The organism is Runella rosea, from assembly GCF_003325355.1.
Taxonomy (GTDB): Bacteria; Bacteroidota; Bacteroidia; order Cytophagales; family Spirosomataceae; genus Runella; species Runella rosea.
In genome coordinates this window covers 3,253,125-3,271,785 of sequence record NZ_CP030850.1, presented here as the reverse complement: position 1 = coordinate 3,271,785, position 18,661 = coordinate 3,253,125, and the positions used below count along the sequence as shown (strand labels likewise).

13 protein-coding genes are annotated in these 18,661 nt (G+C 45.6%); 5 read left to right on the top strand and 8 right to left on the bottom strand.

The features are described from left to right. From DR864_RS13575 to DR864_RS13540, 8 genes are all read right to left on the bottom strand, one after another. Window positions 1-948 carry a CDP-alcohol phosphatidyltransferase family protein gene (locus DR864_RS13575; protein ID WP_114067489.1) on the bottom strand — a complete coding sequence of 316 codons (948 nt, stop codon included), beginning with the start codon at window positions 946-948 and terminating at the stop codon, window positions 1-3. Then, window positions 948-1,817 (bottom strand): hypothetical protein, encoded by an 870-nt coding sequence (locus DR864_RS13570; protein ID WP_114067488.1) that lies wholly within the window; start codon window positions 1,815-1,817, stop codon window positions 948-950. The genes DR864_RS13575 and DR864_RS13570 overlap by 1 nt, the downstream gene beginning before the upstream one ends. Beyond that, window positions 1,817-2,551, bottom strand: coding sequence for a sugar phosphate nucleotidyltransferase (locus DR864_RS13565; protein WP_114067487.1), 735 nt, complete (start codon window positions 2,549-2,551; stop codon window positions 1,817-1,819). The genes DR864_RS13570 and DR864_RS13565 overlap by 1 nt, the downstream gene beginning before the upstream one ends. Before the next feature lie 45 nt (window positions 2,552-2,596). Beyond that, window positions 2,597-5,158, bottom strand: coding sequence for a DUF5686 and carboxypeptidase-like regulatory domain-containing protein (locus tag DR864_RS13560; protein ID WP_114070272.1), 2,562 nt, complete (start codon window positions 5,156-5,158; stop codon window positions 2,597-2,599). A gap of 111 nt (window positions 5,159-5,269) precedes the next feature. Further along, window positions 5,270-6,265 (bottom strand): NAD-dependent epimerase/dehydratase family protein, encoded by a 996-nt coding sequence (locus tag DR864_RS13555; RefSeq protein WP_114067486.1) that lies wholly within the window; start codon window positions 6,263-6,265, stop codon window positions 5,270-5,272. Beyond that, the gene (locus DR864_RS13550; RefSeq protein WP_114067485.1) at window positions 6,262-7,383 is read right to left on the bottom strand and encodes a GNAT family N-acetyltransferase; all 1,122 of its coding nucleotides are present in this window, start codon (window positions 7,381-7,383) and stop codon (window positions 6,262-6,264) included. The genes DR864_RS13555 and DR864_RS13550 overlap by 4 nt, the downstream gene beginning before the upstream one ends. Further along, window positions 7,380-8,585 (bottom strand): serine palmitoyltransferase, encoded by a 1,206-nt coding sequence (gene spt / locus DR864_RS13545; protein WP_114067484.1) that lies wholly within the window; start codon window positions 8,583-8,585, stop codon window positions 7,380-7,382. The genes DR864_RS13550 and spt overlap by 4 nt, the downstream gene beginning before the upstream one ends. A gap of 151 nt (window positions 8,586-8,736) precedes the next feature. Further along, window positions 8,737-9,360, bottom strand: a complete 624-nt coding sequence (locus DR864_RS13540) for a TetR/AcrR family transcriptional regulator (protein WP_114067483.1) — start codon at window positions 9,358-9,360, stop codon at window positions 8,737-8,739. 359 nt (window positions 9,361-9,719) lie between these two features. Here DR864_RS13540 and DR864_RS13535 point away from each other — a divergent pair, with 359 nt between their 5' ends. The 5 genes from DR864_RS13535 (at window position 9,720) to DR864_RS13515 (ending at window position 18,382) form a co-directional block, all read left to right on the top strand. After that, window positions 9,720-10,313 (top strand): RNA polymerase sigma factor, encoded by a 594-nt coding sequence (locus DR864_RS13535; protein ID WP_229599579.1) that lies wholly within the window; start codon window positions 9,720-9,722, stop codon window positions 10,311-10,313. Window positions 10,314-10,409: 96 nt separating this feature from the next. Further along, window positions 10,410-11,501: a FecR family protein gene (locus DR864_RS13530; RefSeq protein WP_114067482.1), complete on the top strand. Its 1,092-nt coding sequence runs from the start codon at window positions 10,410-10,412 to the stop codon at window positions 11,499-11,501. 286 nt (window positions 11,502-11,787) lie between these two features. Beyond that, window positions 11,788-15,138, top strand: a complete 3,351-nt coding sequence (locus tag DR864_RS13525; protein ID WP_114067481.1) for a TonB-dependent receptor — start codon at window positions 11,788-11,790, stop codon at window positions 15,136-15,138. Window positions 15,139-15,157: 19 nt separating this feature from the next. Continuing rightward, window positions 15,158-16,621, top strand: coding sequence for a RagB/SusD family nutrient uptake outer membrane protein (locus tag DR864_RS13520; RefSeq protein ID WP_114067480.1), 1,464 nt, complete (start codon window positions 15,158-15,160; stop codon window positions 16,619-16,621). A 135-nt stretch (window positions 16,622-16,756) separates the two neighbouring features. Continuing rightward, window positions 16,757-18,382, top strand: a complete 1,626-nt coding sequence (locus DR864_RS13515; protein WP_114070270.1) for an FAD-dependent oxidoreductase — start codon at window positions 16,757-16,759, stop codon at window positions 18,380-18,382. The last annotated feature ends 279 nt before the right edge of the window (window positions 18,383-18,661 follow it).

Here is an 18,661-nt window from a genome sequence, read left to right as displayed (position 1 = left end):
TTAAGACACGATTTTTTGGTAAAAATGACGGCTCACTTTCTCCTGACTCACGCACATGTAGATGAGAATAGGGTTCAGAATAAAGATGTCGAACAGAAAATAAATCCACGCTTGGTCGATAAACAACCACAAAAACAAAAACAAAACCCGCGTATTGAACTGAATAATATTGGTATATTTCATTAGGGGCTTATTTTGTGCTCTAAACTCGGTGATAAGCCATTCTGGTAATCCTGAACTATATTTTTCGCGTACTACACCCAATAATTTTTGCAGATTGGGCGAGAAGCTTTCCTGCATTTTGGTATAGTTTAAATAAAATCTCGCGACCAGTTTCATACCGAAGTTTTTACCCCACGTAAGCGTGTCGTATTCTTTCTGCAACTCGCGGCTGTTGTCCAATTCGCTGCCTGAAGTGCCTTTGATAAAAAACAAATGCACATTGCGGTAGTAATCCGCCATCGCCGACTGTACCACGTGCGAAGCTCCCGCCACCACGCCTGGTACCCAAATAAACGCGCTCCAACCTTCGTTTTGGCTGCGTAAACAAATGGCAACGTGAATGGCAATAAACCAGAAATCCCCCGCCGCTCCGTCTAAGATGCGTCCAAGCCGGCTCTTGTTGTTGGTCATGCGGGCCAGCTGTCCGTCGGCACTGTCGAGAGAGTTGGCAAAAACCAACAGTAACATTCCGATGACGTTTATCCACAGTTCTTGGTAATAGAAAAGAATTCCCGCCGCTACGCCAAAAAAGATGCTTACAATGGTGACGGGATTGGGCGTAATGCCGACTTTGGCGCAAAACAGGGCAATTTGATAGCCAATAGGCCGATAAAACCAAATATCAATCTGCTCTTCGGTATCGCTTGATTTCAGTGAATTTTCAAAAGCACTGCTTTTGGGTTCTTCCTTTTTTTCGGCGGGTATTTTGTGGGTCAAATTTTCCATCAGGCAGCTATGGTAAATTGTTGAAAAATGGCTTGGGCAATCGACTCAGCGGCATCTTGACGGCACGGAGCAAAACTCGGCCAATCGTTGAGGTCAATGATGTGAAACCGTCCGTCTTTTCCCACGATGGCATCTCCACCATACACGTGTACATCGAGTGCTTCGGCCGAGGCATTGGCGGCTTTGCGGAGCGCATCTTCGTCAAAAGGATAGTACAACGACTTGCCGTTGATGTTTTCATAATCGGCGTATTTGTGGTGATTGTTGGCGTACGGATAAAACCAATAGAAAAAATCGGTGTTGCGTACGGCATAAAACTTCACCAAATCTCCCATCAAATGCTCAGAGATGACTGCGTCGGGAATATCCCGGAGCGCGTATTCACGCAATATTTCCCGGGCTTCGTCGGCGCTTGCCGCAAAGGTCACGTCTTCTTTGTGAATGGCGTGAAAATCACCGCGTTTGATCCAAAATCCTTTGCCGGGCAGTTGCTCAAAAACATCATTTCCAGCATAGGAAGTGGGTACAATAAAGCTTTTGGGATAAGGAATATCGTTTTCCACCAATCCTTTGGTCATATTTGTTCTAAAACATTTTTCGATTCCAAAACCCGAATTGACAACGACTTTTCCCGCCACTTCCAACTCCTGCAATTTTTTCACTACTTCTTTCTGCCGGGCCATGGTAAAAATAAAACGTTGCTCAATTGTCTCTTTTTGCAGAAACTCATCTTCGCAACAGATGCTTACCGTGCATCCCATTCGTTGGAGTGCTTGGGCGGTTAATGAAAAAATGGCGTCATCATTTCCGATATGATTGGGTGAAAACTTCTTGTTTCGGTGTACTCCCAGTAATTCAAATGTATTCATTATAAAACAACTTCATGATTTGGTGTCTGCTGCGCGTGGCTCAAAAAAAGCTCGGCAGTGGTAATGTCCCTTACGTGGTCTATGTCCACGATTTTTGAAAAGGGGAAAGCTTTGATGGTTAACTTATTATCAATCAATTGACGTTGGAAATTGCGCATACGACTGGTGCCGCTTTCAATCGATTGCGTAACGCATTCGAGGGCTTTGTTGCGCAAACAATAAATGCCCCCCGATACAAATGGCGTGTTCAAAGTGTTGGTGTCGGTAAAAGCCGTGACCAAATGTTGTTCATCGGTTGCCACAAACAAAGGACTTTCATCATCCACAAAGGTGGTGACGGCCATTAATCCGTCCAGCTCGCGGTTTTGCTCAAATGCAAGTATATATGACTCAAATTCATCTTCCGTAAATACCGTGTCGGTGGTGGTCAGACACAACTCGTCAATGGCGGGATTGGCCTTTATCAATTCATAAAAACTGTGCAAAGAACTCGGCGTGGATTTTTTGATGACCCGGACTGGAACCTCATAGGTTGTTTCCGATAAATGTTTCTCCAGCGCCTCCGAGGCTTCGTTAATGATAATTTGAATGCTTTCGGCCCGATTATTACTAAAAATACCAATCAAACGGTCAATCAACATTTCGCCGTGCAGCGTGACCATCGGCTTAGGAAGCGGAAACCCTTCCTGCGCCAACCGTGAACCTTCTCCTGCTGCGATGATTGCGTAATTCATTCTTTGTGCTTCTTTAAATAATGATTAAATAAGTGGTTTAAGGTACTAGAAATCAACCCTAAACCGCGCCCGAATACCCCACTCGGATACACCTGGATGGTTGAGGTAATTGAAACGTTTTACCAAATCCAGACGCAATAATTTGAAAATATTGGCTATCCCGACGCTGCCTTCTACGTACGGCGTACGTCCCAAAGAGTAACTGATGGATTTGTCTTGCTCGTCAACTGGAAAACGAAAAACGGAGGTTTGTTTGTTTGGATTGTTCTCGTCGCGCAGGCCGCCTACGAGTGCTTTCAAGCTGACCACCTCGCGGAGTTTTAGTTTTTTGAGTAATGGTATTTTGTTGAAAATGAACCCGTTGAAGTAATATTGCACGTCTACGCTGGCGTAATGGTCACTCACGAATTCAAGAAAATTCATCAAGTTGTAGGAGTTCAATTGGTAGGCGTAGGTTTGGTTGGCGCGGTGAATCATCAGCAACGGAAACGGAATGTTTTTGCCCACAATGTAGCCGCCTTCCGTCGTTACGTCGGCGTAGCCGTACTGCGAGAAGTAAAAACGTTTTGCAATATTGGCCGTAATGTTGTGGTAGTTGTTTTGGCCCGACAAAAAGCCTTTCACCCCCACGTTGTAGCGAAGCGTGAAAATTGGGGAGCGGTTGATGAGCGGTGTGCGGTACAGTTTCCCTTGGTAAAACTGCTCATTGGGCGCGTACCGCAGTTCCAGACTCAGCTCGGTATTTTTCAACTGAGGTACACTTTGTACGTTGCCTTCATTGTCTACCTTTTCATAGCGCAAGATACCCGCGGGGCTTTGGTTCCACTGCGTAAAACCCACTCGGTAAGAGAAATGGTTGGCTAACTCACGGATGTATTCGACTTTAAAAATGTCGTTGTACAGCCAGCGGTTATTATCGCCGCGTTTGAAAGACAACAAAAAGTTATCTTCCTGTACAAACTGCAAGTCTTGTCCAGGGATTTTGGTATCACGCTGAAAACTGGCCCGTATGTAATGAAACGGAAACTGGTACACCGATTTATTGTTGAGCGAATACGTGCCGCTTAAAAAATACTTCCACTTTTCGTCTTTAAAACCATAGGCCGCGTAGGTTTCAAAAAAGTAACGATTGCTCAAATCGGTGGTGGTCCGGCCGCCAAAACGCAGACGGAATCCTTCCACGGGATTGAAACTGTAAAACGTGTTGACTGGCCCTACTTCTACGATGCCAAAAGATTTATAGCCTGCTAAAAGCAAGGTTGCTACATCCATTGTGCGGCGGAAAGACGGGATTGTTTGGAGCGTGTCTACATTTCGGTAAATATTGCGTTCTAGCCGGTCCAATGGTATGTGTCTCACATTGTTCCAGTAGGTTTCTCCTTTATTTACGGCCAAAAGCGCGACCACGTTTTCCTGCGCGGGGCCTTTATAAACGCTGTCGGGGCGGGCTTGATTGATGGTAAAGTTTTTAAAATTTACGACGCGTTGTCCGTAAAGTCCGCCTGATTTATCGCCCAGTGCAAACTCCATTCCCAGGGTTGTTTTGGCGGGATGATAGCGGCCGTCGGTGCCTTTTTCAAACTCCAACTTTGCTTCCAAATCGCGCATGAAGTTGAGGTTGATTTCTTTGTTGACCGTCAGGTAGGCATTCTGAACGCTGTAGTTACCATCGAGGGTCACAAATAGTTTTCCTTCAAACAGCATATCGGTTTTATTGCGCGGTACAAATCCCAATTCAACGAGCCAAGGCGTTTGGGTTTTAACGGTATCGCGAATAAAAAATTTGTAAAACGTCGGTGCCGTGTTGGCAATGGGACTTAGCAGCAGGTTGGTGGCAATAGAAATATCGTTCTTGTAAATATCTACATCCTCATACAAACGTCGGAAGTAAGCATTCAAACCGTCATTGTCAATAAATTTAGAATCAAATTCGGCCTTGCGGTCGGCTTCTACCCATTGCTTTTTGGTATAGGGATTTTTGCGAAAATAGACTTTAGAGAGTTTTTCCTGCATGTAAGCTGGCAACAGATTTTTGCCACCCATGCCCGTTGAATCTTGGTTGACAAACAAAAACTGGTAGTTCCGAAAGATGCGACGCTCCTTAAAACTGTCGGAAAGGTTGCTCAACGACAACGCAATTTTCTCGTATTGTTCGTATTCCACGTAGTCATTGGCTGCCATCTGGTTTTGTTCTTTGTGCTCAATCACCTCCCGAATGAGCTGAACCGCTGGATTATCTTTGTTTCGATAGCGGCTCGTTTTTCCTCTGACGGTCACTTCCTTCAACTGCAGCGCGTCGACGGTCATCTTTATGTTGATGGTCTGCGCAATCCCGGGCGTGACGTTTTTCTCGATGCTCAAGTACCCAATGTAGGTAAACTTAATGACTGATTTATTGGCTGGTACGGTAAGGCTGTAGCGGCCTTCGGCATCGGAAGTGCTTCCGATGTTGGTTCCTACTACCTGCACATTTACATACGGCAGGGTTTCTCCCGTTTTAGTGTCGGTGATAACGCCTTTGACGGTGGTTGTTTGTGCAAGCGCAACGCCTAACGTCAGACATAAAATTGACAAGAGGTTGGTTATATCTGTAGCTAACTTTTTCATTTTAATGTGGGCTTTTGGCCCTTTGTTCATCACGACTGTACATTAAATGGGTCCAATCAAGTTTCTTTTTAGGAAAGAAAACTTCGGTAAAGGTACTTTTGGTAGGTTGCCTTAAATCCAGTCATTGGCTTTGTACCACTGCCAGGTTTCGGCAATTCCTTTGTTTAAGTTATAATTAGGCTGGTATTGCAAATCCCGTTTGGCGGCTTCGATACTGCAAAACCAATTTGGCGCGGTCAGTTCTTTTACCTTTTCACGGTTTACCACGGGGGCTACTGACGAAAACGTGGCGCCCAGTTCCATGATATTGGCGGCTAGTTTCAACACGCCCACGGGCAAATGAATCCGTCGGGGTTTTTTGCCGCTGGCTTCCTTAAATGAGTCGGCCAAAGCGTATCGGTCGTAGGCAAATCCATCAGAGATGTTGTAGGCCTGACGTTCATTTTGATCTTTGAGCAAGGCTGCCACCGTCACTTCTGCCAAATCTTTGACGTAGACAAAACTCAGTCGTTGGGGTTCTTTGCCGATGTAAGCGTCAAGGCCTTGATTGAGTGTTTTGAAAAGAATGAACAAATCTTTTTCTCTTGGTCCGTATACGGCAGTGGGCCGTATGGTGGTAAGCGGTAAATCTGTTAATTCTTCCAACATCTTCTCTGCCAACAGTTTACTTTTGCCATAACTCGTAATGGGCAAGGGTAAAGTGTTCTCCGTGATGGGCTGCTCTTCGGCATACGACAAAGGACCCAGCGCCGCCAAACTGCTCATGAACAGAAACCGTTTTAGCGGAATATCAGCTTCAAGTGCCGCTTCAGCCAGCAAACGTGTATAATCGGCATTGATTATGTTGTAGGCTTGGGTATTTTTGGCTCGTGTGGCTCCCGCCGCGTGAATAATGTAGCTGTAATTCCCTTCTTTCAACAGTTGTTTCAGCGCCTCTTTGTCACTTAACTCTGGATAGACAAATACAGGATTGAATTTCTTTAGGTGATTGACATTGCTGGAACGACGGACGGCTGCGTGAACTTCCAAGCCCTCTTTTTGGGCGGCTTCTATCAGATGATAACCGATAAAACCGCTTGCTCCCGTAATCAATACCCTGCTGTTCATAATTCTTTCTCGTACAATCTGTATCTTTTGTAAAGCTTGCCGTTAATCTGTTCGATGGCGTGGTTCATGAGGTAATTATCTTCCAACATCCACGAACATTCTCCCCCTGTAATCTTGGTTCCGTAGGTGTTCTTGATAATGGTTCCGTACAAACAAGCTTCAATGCCCATTTTACGGTATCCTTCCAAGACCCCCAGCGTCAGAACACGGATACGGGTGATGTTTTTCTTTTGAAAAAGTAGTTTGAAAATACCCGTTGGTAATAGCCGTCCGCGCTTAATATTGATAAGTACTTGATTTATATCGGGTATACCCAACGCAAACCCTACAAACTTGCCGTCTTTTTCGGCCACTATGCAATAGTTAGGGTCCAAAATCAACTTCAAATCTTTAGCCAAATAATCAAACTCATTATCGGTCATCGGCACAAACCCGAGGTTTTTGTCCCACGCCGAGTTATACACATCCCTAATCTTAACTACCTCATTTTTAAAATCTTTGAGGTTTACTTTTCGAATGGTAATGCCCGCGCGCTTTAGCCTTTGCTGTAAGGTGTCCAACAGCTTTATGGACCGGTCGTTGGAGTTGCTTACTTCGAGTTCGTAGGCCAACAAATCGGTCTTTTTACGTAGGCCTGTTTTCAGCAACAGTTTTTCGTAATAAGGCGCATTGTAAGGCATCATGGCCATCGGGGGGCGGTCAAAACCTTCTACCAAAAGCCCACTGGGGTCATTGGTGGAAAAGTTGACTGGGCCGTTGAGTTGCTCCGCTCCCTGCGATTTCAACCATTCCGACGCTTGCTTGATGAGTGCGTCAGCAACCTCTTGGTCGTCAATACAGTCAAAAAAACCAAAAAAGCCGTCTTTTCTTCCCGTAAAGGTATTGTGGTTCCGGTTGAAGATGGCCGCAATACGCCCCACTATACGTAGATTACTATACGCAAGAAAAGGCTTCACCGTAGAGTGTTCATGGAAAGGATGCTTGCCTGGCGTCAGCATATCCCTTTGAGCGATAAATAGCTCAGGGACATAGTTTTTGTCGTCGCGATACAAATCGTGCGGGAAATCAATGAACTGGCCAAGCTCTTTCTTTGAGTCTACGGAAGCTACGCGAATCATAGGTTTACTTTTATCGCCTCAGGACGAAGTTTGCGGTAAATTCGGGCCATTTTGTCGACAGCTTCTTCAATTTGGCTAAACGTGTGCGTTGCCATCAAAGAGAACCGAATAAGGGTATCTTCGGGGCGAACAGCGGGCGAAACGACGGGGTTTACAAAGACACCGTCTTCCTGAAGAAGCTTGGTCATCATAAATGTGAGGTCGTTATTTCTTATATAAACTGGCAAAATCGGGCTTTCGGTATGGCCCAAATCAAAGCCGTTGATGAGGAGTAATTCTTTGGCGTAGCGCGTGTTGGCCCAAAGCCGCTCAATGTGGAATGGCTCCGATTCGATAATGTCCAATGCCGCTAAGGTGCTGGCCACGGTAGCGGGTGTCATGCTGGCACTGAATATAAGTGAACGCGCACGGTGCTTGAGGTAGTCGACGGTGGCGGCGTCGCTCGCGATAAATCCACCCAACGAAGCGAGCGATTTACTAAACGTACCCATGATTAAATCGGTACTGTCTGTGAGTCCAAAATGCGAGGATGCACCAGCTCCTTTTTCACCAATTACGCCCAGGCTGTGGGCGTCGTCGACCATGATTGCGGCGTCAAAATCGGCGGCAACTTTATTCAATTCTGGAAGATTAACAATGTCACCTTCCATGCTGAATATGCCGTCGGTTACGATGAGCTTAACGGCTTCATCTGGCAACAGGCTCAACTTCTTGCGAAGGTCAGCCATGTCGTTGTGGGCGTACTTAATGACTTTTGAAAAAGACAAACGGCTTCCGTCAATGATGGAAGCGTGGTTCATTTCATCCAATAAAATGTAGTCATTACGCCCTGTAAGTGAGGATATTGCACCTAAGTTGGCCTGGTATCCAGTACTGAAAAGAATGGCTGATTCTTTTCCAGTGTAAGCCGCCAGTCGGCGTTCCAGCTCGATGTGAATGTCTAATGTACCATTCAGGAAGCGCGAGCCTGCGCATCCGGTACCGTATTTTTGGGCTGCTTTTTGCGACGCCTCAATAATGTAAGGATGGTTTGTGAGCCCCAAATAAGAATTGGAACCAAACATCAAAACGGGTTTCCCATCAATTATCACTTCCGTATCCTGCCCTGATTCGATAGGTCTGAAATAAGGATATAATCCTTTTTCTTTTATAGCAGCAGCATCCTTAAATTCTGCAACTTTGTTTTGTAACTTCTTACTCATACTGTCAATGTGTGTCAGAATATATAAATTTATCAAATTGACCAAAGGTCAATTTCATCATAGGTTCTCAGCAATTTTAATAGCGGGCAGGGTAAAGAAGGGTAATCTAATGAACAATAATTGGGTGAAAATGTTTCAATGGCGTTTAAAACTAACTAACAGTCTCAGAAATAAAAAGATATTCGGTAATCATGCTGATAATTAGATTTTTGTGATTTTCGGCGAATGTATTAAATTCGTCTTCTGATGCATTGTACATTTTCATATTCATATTCTTACCCACAAATACAAACTGCAAACTCCCCATAATCAAAGGCATTAAATGCTCCACACTTATATTTCGCATTCGGCCGTTTATGATCTCTTCTTCAATTTGGTTTGATAGTGTAACATGTAATAATTCCTTAAACCTTGATAACTCCGGCAAAAGCCGTTCGGGGTCCCGATGGATTTCGGTCATCAAAAACAACACTAAACTCGGCTCCTTCTTCATCATTTGAAAATCTTCTTCAATAAGCTCAATCAGTTTTTCACGGATACTGATTGGTTTCTCAAAAATTTTCAGCGTGTTTTTACAGTAATAACTGAACAGGTCTCTAAAAATCTCAAAAAAAAGTTTCTCTTTACTTCTGAAATAATAGTTCGTAAGCGCAATGTTCATGCTGGCTGCCTCCGCTATATCCCTCGCGGTGGTGCCGGCATATCCCTTTTTTAAAAAAACAGACTTCGCTGCTTCTTTAATTTTTTCTTCACTTGATTGAGTAATACACGTCACTTTAGCCTCCTAATTTTCAAAACTTGCGCCAAAGTTGAAAACTATTTTTTTAACCGCCAAACATTTAAATACATATTTTAAACATTTGTTTAAAATGTTTGTTTAGTTTAAAAAAAACTGTGTTTTGTACTAAAAAAAAGGATACTTTATGCTTTGAAATAATGGAATAATATTATTTGTTTTTTTTTAATTCTCTGAATAAGTGGGTAGTTATTTGTGGATGCCCTTTGCTGTTTTATAAAAATATCCTAAGAGTATAATGCTTTTGCATTGGTATTATGCTTATAAAAAATAGTATGATTTGTGAGGGTTTGTTTGTTAATTTGATGTCAACTTTGGTAAAACTCACAATACCCCTTTTGAAAATCACCCTCTTACATAATGAAGAAGAACTTCTCTGGCAGCGCTTCAAAGAGGGTGATAGTGGCGCGTTGGGGCAGCTCTCGCGGAGTCATTACAGGGCGTTGTTTAATTACGCCGCCAAATTCACCAAAGACCGGGAAATTGTCAGGGATTGCATTCAAGATTTGTTTCTGGAACTCTGGGAGCGACGAGAACACCTGACGGAGACGCCTTTTGTGCGGATTTACCTCATTAAATCATTGCGTAACAACCTGTTTCGTAAACTTCGTCAGGAACGGTGGATGCTCGAATCGGAAGATTTGGACGAAGATTTACCTTTCTCAGACCATACTTCGGCCGAATCAACGTTGATTGAAAGCGAGCTTTTTCAAGAAAATGCAGGAAAAATAAAGGTGGTTTTGGCCAAGCTCCCCAAACGGCAGCAAGAGATTATCTTTTTGAAATTCTACGAAGGTCTGTCTAATGACCAAATCGCCGAAATTTTGACCATGAATCGTCAATCGGTGGCCAATCTGCTGCATCGAGCCCTTACTTCTTTAAAAACCAATTGGTTTTCATTGGCCAAAATGTTGCTCTTCTTGTGGGGGTAATGTAAAATAATCAAAAAAATGTTTTTGTAAGTGAGTATTGCCGCTGGCAATGTGTCTATTTCTTTATAGACAGGGTATCAAAGTACAATTATTTCTATGATTGATTATACCGTCTACAGCGCCGAGGCGTTGGCCTTAGACGAATCGTTTCGGGCGTGGGTATTGGAAAATGCGGAATCTCTTTTTTGGGAGCGATGGTTAGCGGAGCACCCCGAAAAAGACGCGGCTGTGCAGCAGGCAAAGCGGGTTGTTCGGGCATTGTATCATGCGCAGGAAGAGATTTCGGAAGCGGAGGTAGACGAGGCCATCGAGCAGCTTGTGCAACGCGCCGATGAACGCGCAGTGGTGGTACCGCTTTGGCGCCAAACGTGGGTGCGTGTGGCAGCAGCAGTGGTGTTGATTCCACTTGCTGGATGGCTGATTTTCCAGAATAATTTTAGAAAAGAAGTAACCCCTTACTACGAAGTTGTTCAGCGGATTAAGCATGAAGTCAAGCTCATTGAATTTACCAATACAACCTCCCGCGCCCAATCAGTGACGCTTTCCGACGGCAGTTCTGTGGTGTTACAACCGCAAACGCGCATTAGTTATCCTACCATTTTTCAGACCGATAAGCGGGAGGTTGTATTGTCTGGTGAAGCCTTTTTTGAAGTCTCTAAAAACCCTGAAAAGCCTTTTTTTGTGTTTGCCAATGGGCTGGTAACCAAGGTGCTAGGCACTTCATTTACGGTGCAAGCCTACGAAAAAGACCGGGAAGTCCGGGTCATTGTAAAAACGGGGAAAGTGTCCGTTTTCACGCGAGAAGACCCCACGGCCGATGCTAAACAAAAAAATCGGCAATTGACAGGCTTGGTGCTGACACCCAACCAACAAGTGACTTTTCGACGGGCCGATAGCCGATTGGTGCGCTCATTGATTGAAAAACCGCAGCTATTGGCGTTATCCGACGTTCAGCAGCAGAGTTTTGAGTTTCGTCAGGCTCCAGTTTCAGATGTATTTGTAGTGTTGGAAAAAGCCTACGGTGTAAAAATCGTGTACGACGAAGAACTCATGGGCGCGTGCGAACTCACCGCGACGCTCGGCGATGAACCGTTGCTGGAAAAAATGCACCTTATCTGTAAGGTATTGGAAGCCAATTATGAGCTGATAGACGCACAGATTGTGGTGACTGGGAAGGGATGTAAGTAGCAAAAAAACAAAATTAAGGCAAACGGAAAGGTGTTTTAGCAAAGCCGTTTTGCGCTGATAGTAACCGCTAAACTCCACATACTTCGATAAGTAAAAAACCTTTTAAACCCCTTGGAGACGCTATGATTTAGAAAAGTATCACCGATTAACTAACAAAAAAAGTCGGCGATGTGTCCGCATCACCGACCCGTAATTTCCCCAAAGTTTCTCAGGCTTCGTGACACCCGTTTATTGACGAGTGCGGGGATGTTTTTGTCAATTCAGTAAACCAACAAAGTCCAAAATTATGTCAAAACATCGACAATTCAACAAGTTGCTGCTCAAAATCATGCGAATCACTTGTTACCAATTATTTCTGACAATTCTGTGCACTTCCCTAGGGTATGCCATAGATACCAGAGGTCAGGAACTACTCGAACGAAAAATCAGTGTTCAGGTGGCTAACCAAGAAATTGGACGCGCCCTCGAACGCATCGAAAAAGTGGCGGATGTGCATTTTATGTACAGCCCTCAGCTTATTTCCTCTAAGCGAAGAGTAACTTTAGTGGCTAAAAATGAGCGGCTTTCAACCATATTGGAAGGCTTGCTCCGCCCGCTGAATATTGAATATGAGGTGGTAGGAAACAAGATCTTGCTCAACCGGATGCCGCCCAGAACCGAACCAGAAAACGATCGCACTGAGCCTTTGCTGAAAGAAAAACCCGCCGATAAACTTCTTAAGGGTAGAGTGATTGACGCCGAAAAAGGGGATGGGCTGCCTGGGGTAAGTATTTTGCTCAAAGGAACGCAGCGCGGTACCTCAACCAACGGCGACGGCGAATATTCCATTGCACTGCCCGATGGCGAATCGGCAGCGGTATTGGTGTTTAGTTTTGTGGGTTACGAGCCGCAAGAAATCGTGGTAGGCAATCGCACCGCACTTGATGTTTCGCTCAAAACCGACATTAAAGCCCTCAGCGAAGTGGTGGTGGTGGGCTACGGACAGGTCAGAAAAAGTGATTTGACGGGCTCCGTGGCTTCGGTAAAAGCAAAAGACATTACGTCATTCCCGATTACGACTCCCGTGCAGGGAATGCAGGGACGTGTGGCGGGGGTGCAGGTAAGTCAGAACTCGGGCGCGCCCGGCTCTAATATTTCAGTGCGGATTAGAGGTGGTAATTCGCTGAGAGCCAGCAATGAACCCCTATACGTAGTTGACGGTTTTGCGCTTTCGGGAAGCCTTGCGGCGCTCAACCCTTCCGATATTGAATCCATGGAAGTGTTGAAAGATGCCTCAGCCACGGCCATTTACGGTTCGCGTGGAGCCAATGGGGTTGTGATTGTGACCACCAAAAAAGGCAAAGCGGGTAAAAGTCAGGTGGATGTGGAAAGCTTTTACGGAACTCAATCACCCACAAAACTGATTGAAATGATGAACGCCCGCGAAATGGCCGAAATCGCCAACGAGCGCGCCACCAATGATGGAGTGAAACCTTATTTTACGCAAGATGAAATCAATGGGTTTGGCGAAGGCACTAATTGGCAGAAGGAATTGCTCCGAAACGCTCCCATTCAAAACCACGGACTGACTTTCTCGGGCGGTACCGAGCGCATGCAGTATTCATTTTCGGGGAATTTACTGTCGCAGGAGGGAATTGTTCCCAACTCAAGTTACAAAAAAGGAACCATTCGGGGCAACATCAATCACCGCGTAAGTGATAAGTTGACCTTTGACTTCAGTACCATTTTGAGCCGACTCAATCAAGGGCGTATCGATGGCGAAAACAGCAACCGGGGCAACGGAGCGCTTTCTGCTATTTTGGTGGCTCCTCCTACGGTAGCGCCGTTTACGCCATCTGGCGATTATAGCAATGTGGTTCCGTATTCGTTCAGCTCCAACGTATTGCTCAATCCGTTTGCGCTCGTCAATGAGCGTACCGACAAAGATGTGCGGGATTACGTATTGGCCAACACCGCCGTCAATTATGAATTTATCAAGGGGCTTTCGTTGCGAATTTCGGGAGGTATTGAAACCTTTAATAGTCGTCAGGATCAATATTCAACTCGCAAACTGTCTACTTCTCCAACTGGCTCAGCTGCGGTTTCTACGTCTCGACAAACCAACCTTTTGAACGAAAATATCCTGAACTACGTCCGTTCGTTTAATGAAAAACATAATCTGGCGCTGACGGGTGGGGTGACGTACCAAAATCAGAAAAACAATTCGTTGAGTGCGGGCGGAAGCGGTTTTGCTTCCGATGTACTCACCACTGATGCCTTGCAGGGAGCCGCTACGCCGGGTATTCCGGGCAGCGGGGCGTCGGAATGGACGTTGCTTTCGTACCTTGGGCGGGTCAATTATTCCTTTAAAAATCGCTATTTATTCACCGCTAGCTACCGGGCCGACGGGTCGTCTCGGTTTGGAAAAAGCAATAAATGGGGATATTTTCCTTCGGCCGCTTTTGCGTGGCGGGTGATTGAAGAAGATTTTCTGAAAGAGAAGTCGTTTTTGTCGGATTTTAAACTGCGGGTTTCGTGGGGGCAAACGGGCAACACGGCGTTGAGTCCGTACCAAACCCTGAATAGTTTGGCATCGTATCAAACCATTTTTGGCAACGACCTTTCGATTGGCTACGCTCCGAGCGGTAGTTTATCCAATCCCGATTTGAAGTGGGAAACCACCACCCAGACCGACATCGGACTCGATATTGGCTTTTGGCAAGACCGCATTCGTCTGACGGCGGATTATTACCAAAAAAATACCAAAGACCTGTTAGCCATCGTCTCGTTGCCGACTTCCGCCGGCTACACCAGTACGACCCAAAATATTGGTGAAATCCAAAATTCGGGGGTAGAACTAGGGCTGGATGCCAATCTGTTTTCGGGAGAATTTAAGTGGGATATTTCGACCAATGTTTCTTTTAACCGCAACAAAGTGAATCAGTTGGTGGGAGGAAGCGACGTGTTTGGCAGCAGCCTGCAAAACCCGCTTGGGGTGCCCGTCAGCTTGGTGCGCGTGGGTCAGCCTGTGGGGGTTTTCTTTGGGTATCAGGAAAATGGACTGAATGAAAAAGGGGAGATTGTTTTCAAAGATTTGAACAACGACGGTATTATCAACACCAATGATAAAACCATCATCGGAAACCCTAATCCCAATGCCATTTTTGGATTCAGTTCGTCGGCTTCGTTCAAAAACTTTGAGTTGAACCTGTTTGTACAAGGTGTGCAGGGGGTAGACCTGTTTAACTTCAACGTGGCCAGTTTTGCCAACAGTTTCAACTTCGGTGAAAACCAAATCAAGGATTTGTACGCTAATCGCTGGACACCGCAAAGCCCTAATCCTAACGCAAAATATCCCAAAATAAGCGTTAATACAAAGTTCAGAGAATCAGATAGGTATGTAGAAAATGGCTCTTTTGTGCGGGTTAAAAATATCCAATTAGCGTATAATTTGCCCACGGCCCGATGGGGGCTCAAATGGATGCGAAAAGCACAGGTGTACGTGAGCGGTCAGAATTTATTGACCTTGACCAAATATTCGTGGTACGACCCCGAAGTAAGCACCCTTGGCGGCGGCAATTCCATCAGTCCCGGCGTGGACCAGTTTGGGTATCCCGTAGCCAAAACCATCACATTCGGCGCACGTCTCGGTTTTTAATTTCCAAAATGAACTTATTATGAAAAAGATAGCTATTCTCTTTCTTACCCTTTTGTTTACATCCTGCGAAGGTTTACTGGAAGAAGTCCCAACGGACCGCTTGTCGCAAGAGAATTTTTACAAATCCAAAGAGGACCTCATTGCCGCCTTGAATGCCGTGTATGCGCAGGTACGGGGAGCAAACTCCTACGGCACCAACTATCCAGCGCAATTGAACGGGATGACGGATTTTTGTATTTCGCGTGGCACCCAGATTCCCGTCAGCGAATTTCAGGGGTTGGACGGTACCAATATCGGCCGTACAGATGTCATTTGGCGTGACTTGTTCCAAAGCATCAATGCCTCCAATATTGTGATTCAGGCGGTTAAAGCCGTAAACATCACCGAAGCTGAGAAAAACGCCATCGAAGCAGAAGCTCGTTTTTTGAGGGCGTTAAATTATTATAATTTAGTGCGCAACTACGGAGGAGTACCACTCCGCACCACACCCATCGGTGAGGTGTCGCAGGTGCGTGGGAAACGCGCTTCGGTAGATGAGGTCTATAAACTAATCACCGACGATTTGCAGTATGCCGAAATAAATTTGCCCAAGACCGTTACCTCTGGGCAGGCAGGACGACCCACGCAGTTTGCGGCTAAGTTGTTGTTGGCCAGTGTGTATCTAACCCGTGAAAACTGGGCTTTGGCACGCGACAAAGCCGACGAAGTCATTAAGTCAGGGTTATATTCATTGGTTGAAGTCAAGACCTCAGATGATTTTGAAAAGCTTTACGGTGCCGATTTAACCACGACTACGGAAGAGGTTTTTTACATTAAATACGCCCGGATTACGGGGCAAGGCTGGGGGTATCCGAGTTATCAGCACCCCGCCGACGGTCCCTATACCACGGGTGTACGGGCGCATTTTACCTTGCCCACTTTGCCTTTGATCAAAAACTGGTCTGACAAAGACTTGCGCAAAGATTACAACCTGTATTCGTCTTATACCAATCGCAGCGGTAAACTGACGACTTTCCCCACGGCGGAGCCGATTTGTTTCCGCAAATTCAGGGATACGCCCGCCAATCCTGCAGGTAATGATTTTCCGATTTTACGCTATGCCGAAGCCTTACTTATTTATGCAGAGGCGGTGAGTCAAGCCAATAATGGGCCCACTGCTCAAGCTTTGGAAAGCCTCAACAAAGTACACCGCCGAGCGTATGGGTATCCTTCAGGGGCAGTATCTCCCGTTGATTTTACGTTGGAAGGACAATCGGCGGCGTCTTTTCGAGAATTGGTGATGACCGAGCGGGCCTATGAATTTATGATGGAAGCAAGTCGTTGGTATGATCTAAAACGATTGGGTGTAGCCAAACTCAAAGAAATCATCAAAACGGCGCGCGGCAAAGACGTGAAAGATGCACACTTGTTTTGGCCGATTCCAAAACAAGAAATGGATAACAACCCCGATTTAACTCCTGCTGACCAAAATCCCGGATACTAATATCTTGAGGTGTTTTTAGGTAGTAAAATATACTTAAAAACACCTTTTTTAACCAATAATCACTTTTTTACAATGAACAAAATTCGCTCTTTGGTGTGGCTGATTGCCACCGTTATTTTATTGCCGAGTCATAAAATGGGAGGCCCGACGGAGTCTCCGAAAAATGCCGAAACTAGCCCAATGGCGGTGCGGAAGGCCGATGTGATTATTTATGGCGGTACCTGCGCGGCGGTTATTGCGGCGGTACAGGTGAAGAAAATGGGTAAAACTGTCATTGTTGTTTCTCCCGATAAACACTTGGGCGGTTTGTCGTCGGGTGGGTTGGGCTTTACCGACACAGGTAACAAAGAGGTGATCGGTGGCTTGTCGCGGGAGTTTTATCAGCGACTTTATACGCATTACCAAAAAGAAGCCTCTTGGAAGTGGCAGAAAAAAGAAGAGTATGGCAACAAAGGACAAGGTACGCCTGCCCTTGATGGTACGAACCGAACCATGTGGATTTTTGAGCCTCATGCGGCAGAAGGCGTTTTTGAGGATTTTGTCAAAGAATACAAATTGACCATTTATCGGGACGAATGGCTTGACCGTTCGGCCAAAGGAATCACCAAAAAATCGGGCGGAATCACTTCCATTAAAACCCTGAGTGGTAATGTATATCAGGGGAAAATGTTTATCGACGCTACCTACGAAGGCGATTTGATGGCGTTGGCAGGGGTGAAATACCACGTGGGCCGCGAAGCAAACAGTGTATATGGCGAAAAATGGAACGGTGTACAGGCTGGCGTGTTTCAACACGGCCACTATTTCAAAGCCAATGTTAGTCCGTACAAAATAGAAGGAGACCCGAAAAGCGGATTACTACCTGAAGTATCGGCTGAGCCCATCGCTGAAAATGGTACGGGCGACAATAAGATTCAGGCGTACTGCTTCAGAATGTGTCTTAGCAATAATCCCGACAACCGCATTCCGTTTCCGAAACCACAAGGTTATGACCCCGCCCGTTACGAGCTGTATGCGCGTGTGTTCAAAACGGGATGGCGCGAAACCTACGATAAATTTGATCCCATTCCCAACCGTAAAACCGATACCAACAACCACGGACCGTTTAGTACGGACTATATCGGCAAAAACTACGATTATCCTGAAGCAAGCTACGAGCGCCGTAAAGAAATCATCAAAGACCACGAGCTGTACCAAAAAGGCCTGATGTATTTTCTGCAAAACGATTCGCGGGTTCCCGCCGATGTGCAGGACAAAATGAAGCAATGGGGCTTGCCTAAAGATGAATTTACCGACAACGGAAACTGGCCGCACCAACTCTACATCCGCGAGGCGCGGCGCATGATTGGTGAATTTGTGATGAAAGAAGCCGACGCCTTGGCACAAACCAAAGTACCGAGCCCTATTGGTATGGGTTCGTACGCGCTCGATGCCCACAATGCACAGCGGTACGTCAAAAGCGATGGCTTTGTGCAAAATGAAGGTGATATTGGCGTGCATCCTAAAAGTGCCTATTCTATCGCTTACGGGTCGATTTTGCCCAAAGAAAACGAGTGTAATAACCTTTTGGTGCCCGTATGTGTGTCGAGTTCGCACATTGCGTTTGGCTCGATTCGGATGGAACCCGTCTTTATGATTTTGGGGCAATCGGCAGCTACGGCGGCGGTTTTAGCGATTGACGGAAAAATATCACCCCAAAAACTTCCCTACGAAAAACTCCGCGAGGTGTTGTTGAAAGACAAACAGCGCTTGGAACTGTAAAAAGAGAGGTTTTATACCTGGGGGTTTTGACGAGTCACTTTACGGCAGACCCCCTGGTAATTTGTATTGCTACCCATCTTGTTTTTGACTTCCTCATTGCCATTTTTTGCTTCGATTTTCCATTGTACATCTTGATTCACAATAAGTATGCCAAAGGATGACACCCGTGGGGCCTTTCTCATGTGCTATATATTCATCCACTTTTATTGACCTTTTGTACCCTGTGGCACGCCTATAGAGAAGATTTGCAAGGTCTTTGATTCTGTTTTCTCAGACCTT

Bases quoted from the DNA above. Each gene is read 5' to 3' on its own strand.
- DR864_RS13575 (WP_114067489.1), bottom strand. From the start codon at position 948: ATGGAAAATTTGACCCACAAAATACCCGCCGAAAAAAAGGAAGAACCC.
- DR864_RS13570 (WP_114067488.1), bottom strand. From the start codon at position 1,817: ATGAATACATTTGAATTACTGGGAGTACACCGAAACAAGAAGTTTTCA.
- DR864_RS13565 (WP_114067487.1), bottom strand. From the start codon at position 2,551: ATGAATTACGCAATCATCGCAGCAGGAGAAGGTTCACGGTTGGCGCAG.
- DR864_RS13560 (WP_114070272.1), bottom strand. From the start codon at position 5,158: ATGAAAAAGTTAGCTACAGATATAACCAACCTCTTGTCAATTTTATGT.
- DR864_RS13555 (WP_114067486.1), bottom strand. From the start codon at position 6,265: ATGAACAGCAGGGTATTGATTACGGGAGCAAGCGGTTTTATCGGTTAT.
- DR864_RS13550 (WP_114067485.1), bottom strand. From the start codon at position 7,383: ATGATTCGCGTAGCTTCCGTAGACTCAAAGAAAGAGCTTGGCCAGTTC.
- spt (WP_114067484.1), bottom strand. From the start codon at position 8,585: ATGAGTAAGAAGTTACAAAACAAAGTTGCAGAATTTAAGGATGCTGCT.
- DR864_RS13530 (WP_114067482.1), top strand. From the start codon at position 10,410: ATGATTGATTATACCGTCTACAGCGCCGAGGCGTTGGCCTTAGACGAA.
- DR864_RS13525 (WP_114067481.1), top strand. From the start codon at position 11,788: ATGTCAAAACATCGACAATTCAACAAGTTGCTGCTCAAAATCATGCGA.
- DR864_RS13520 (WP_114067480.1), top strand. From the start codon at position 15,158: ATGAAAAAGATAGCTATTCTCTTTCTTACCCTTTTGTTTACATCCTGC.
- DR864_RS13515 (WP_114070270.1), top strand. From the start codon at position 16,757: ATGGGAGGCCCGACGGAGTCTCCGAAAAATGCCGAAACTAGCCCAATG.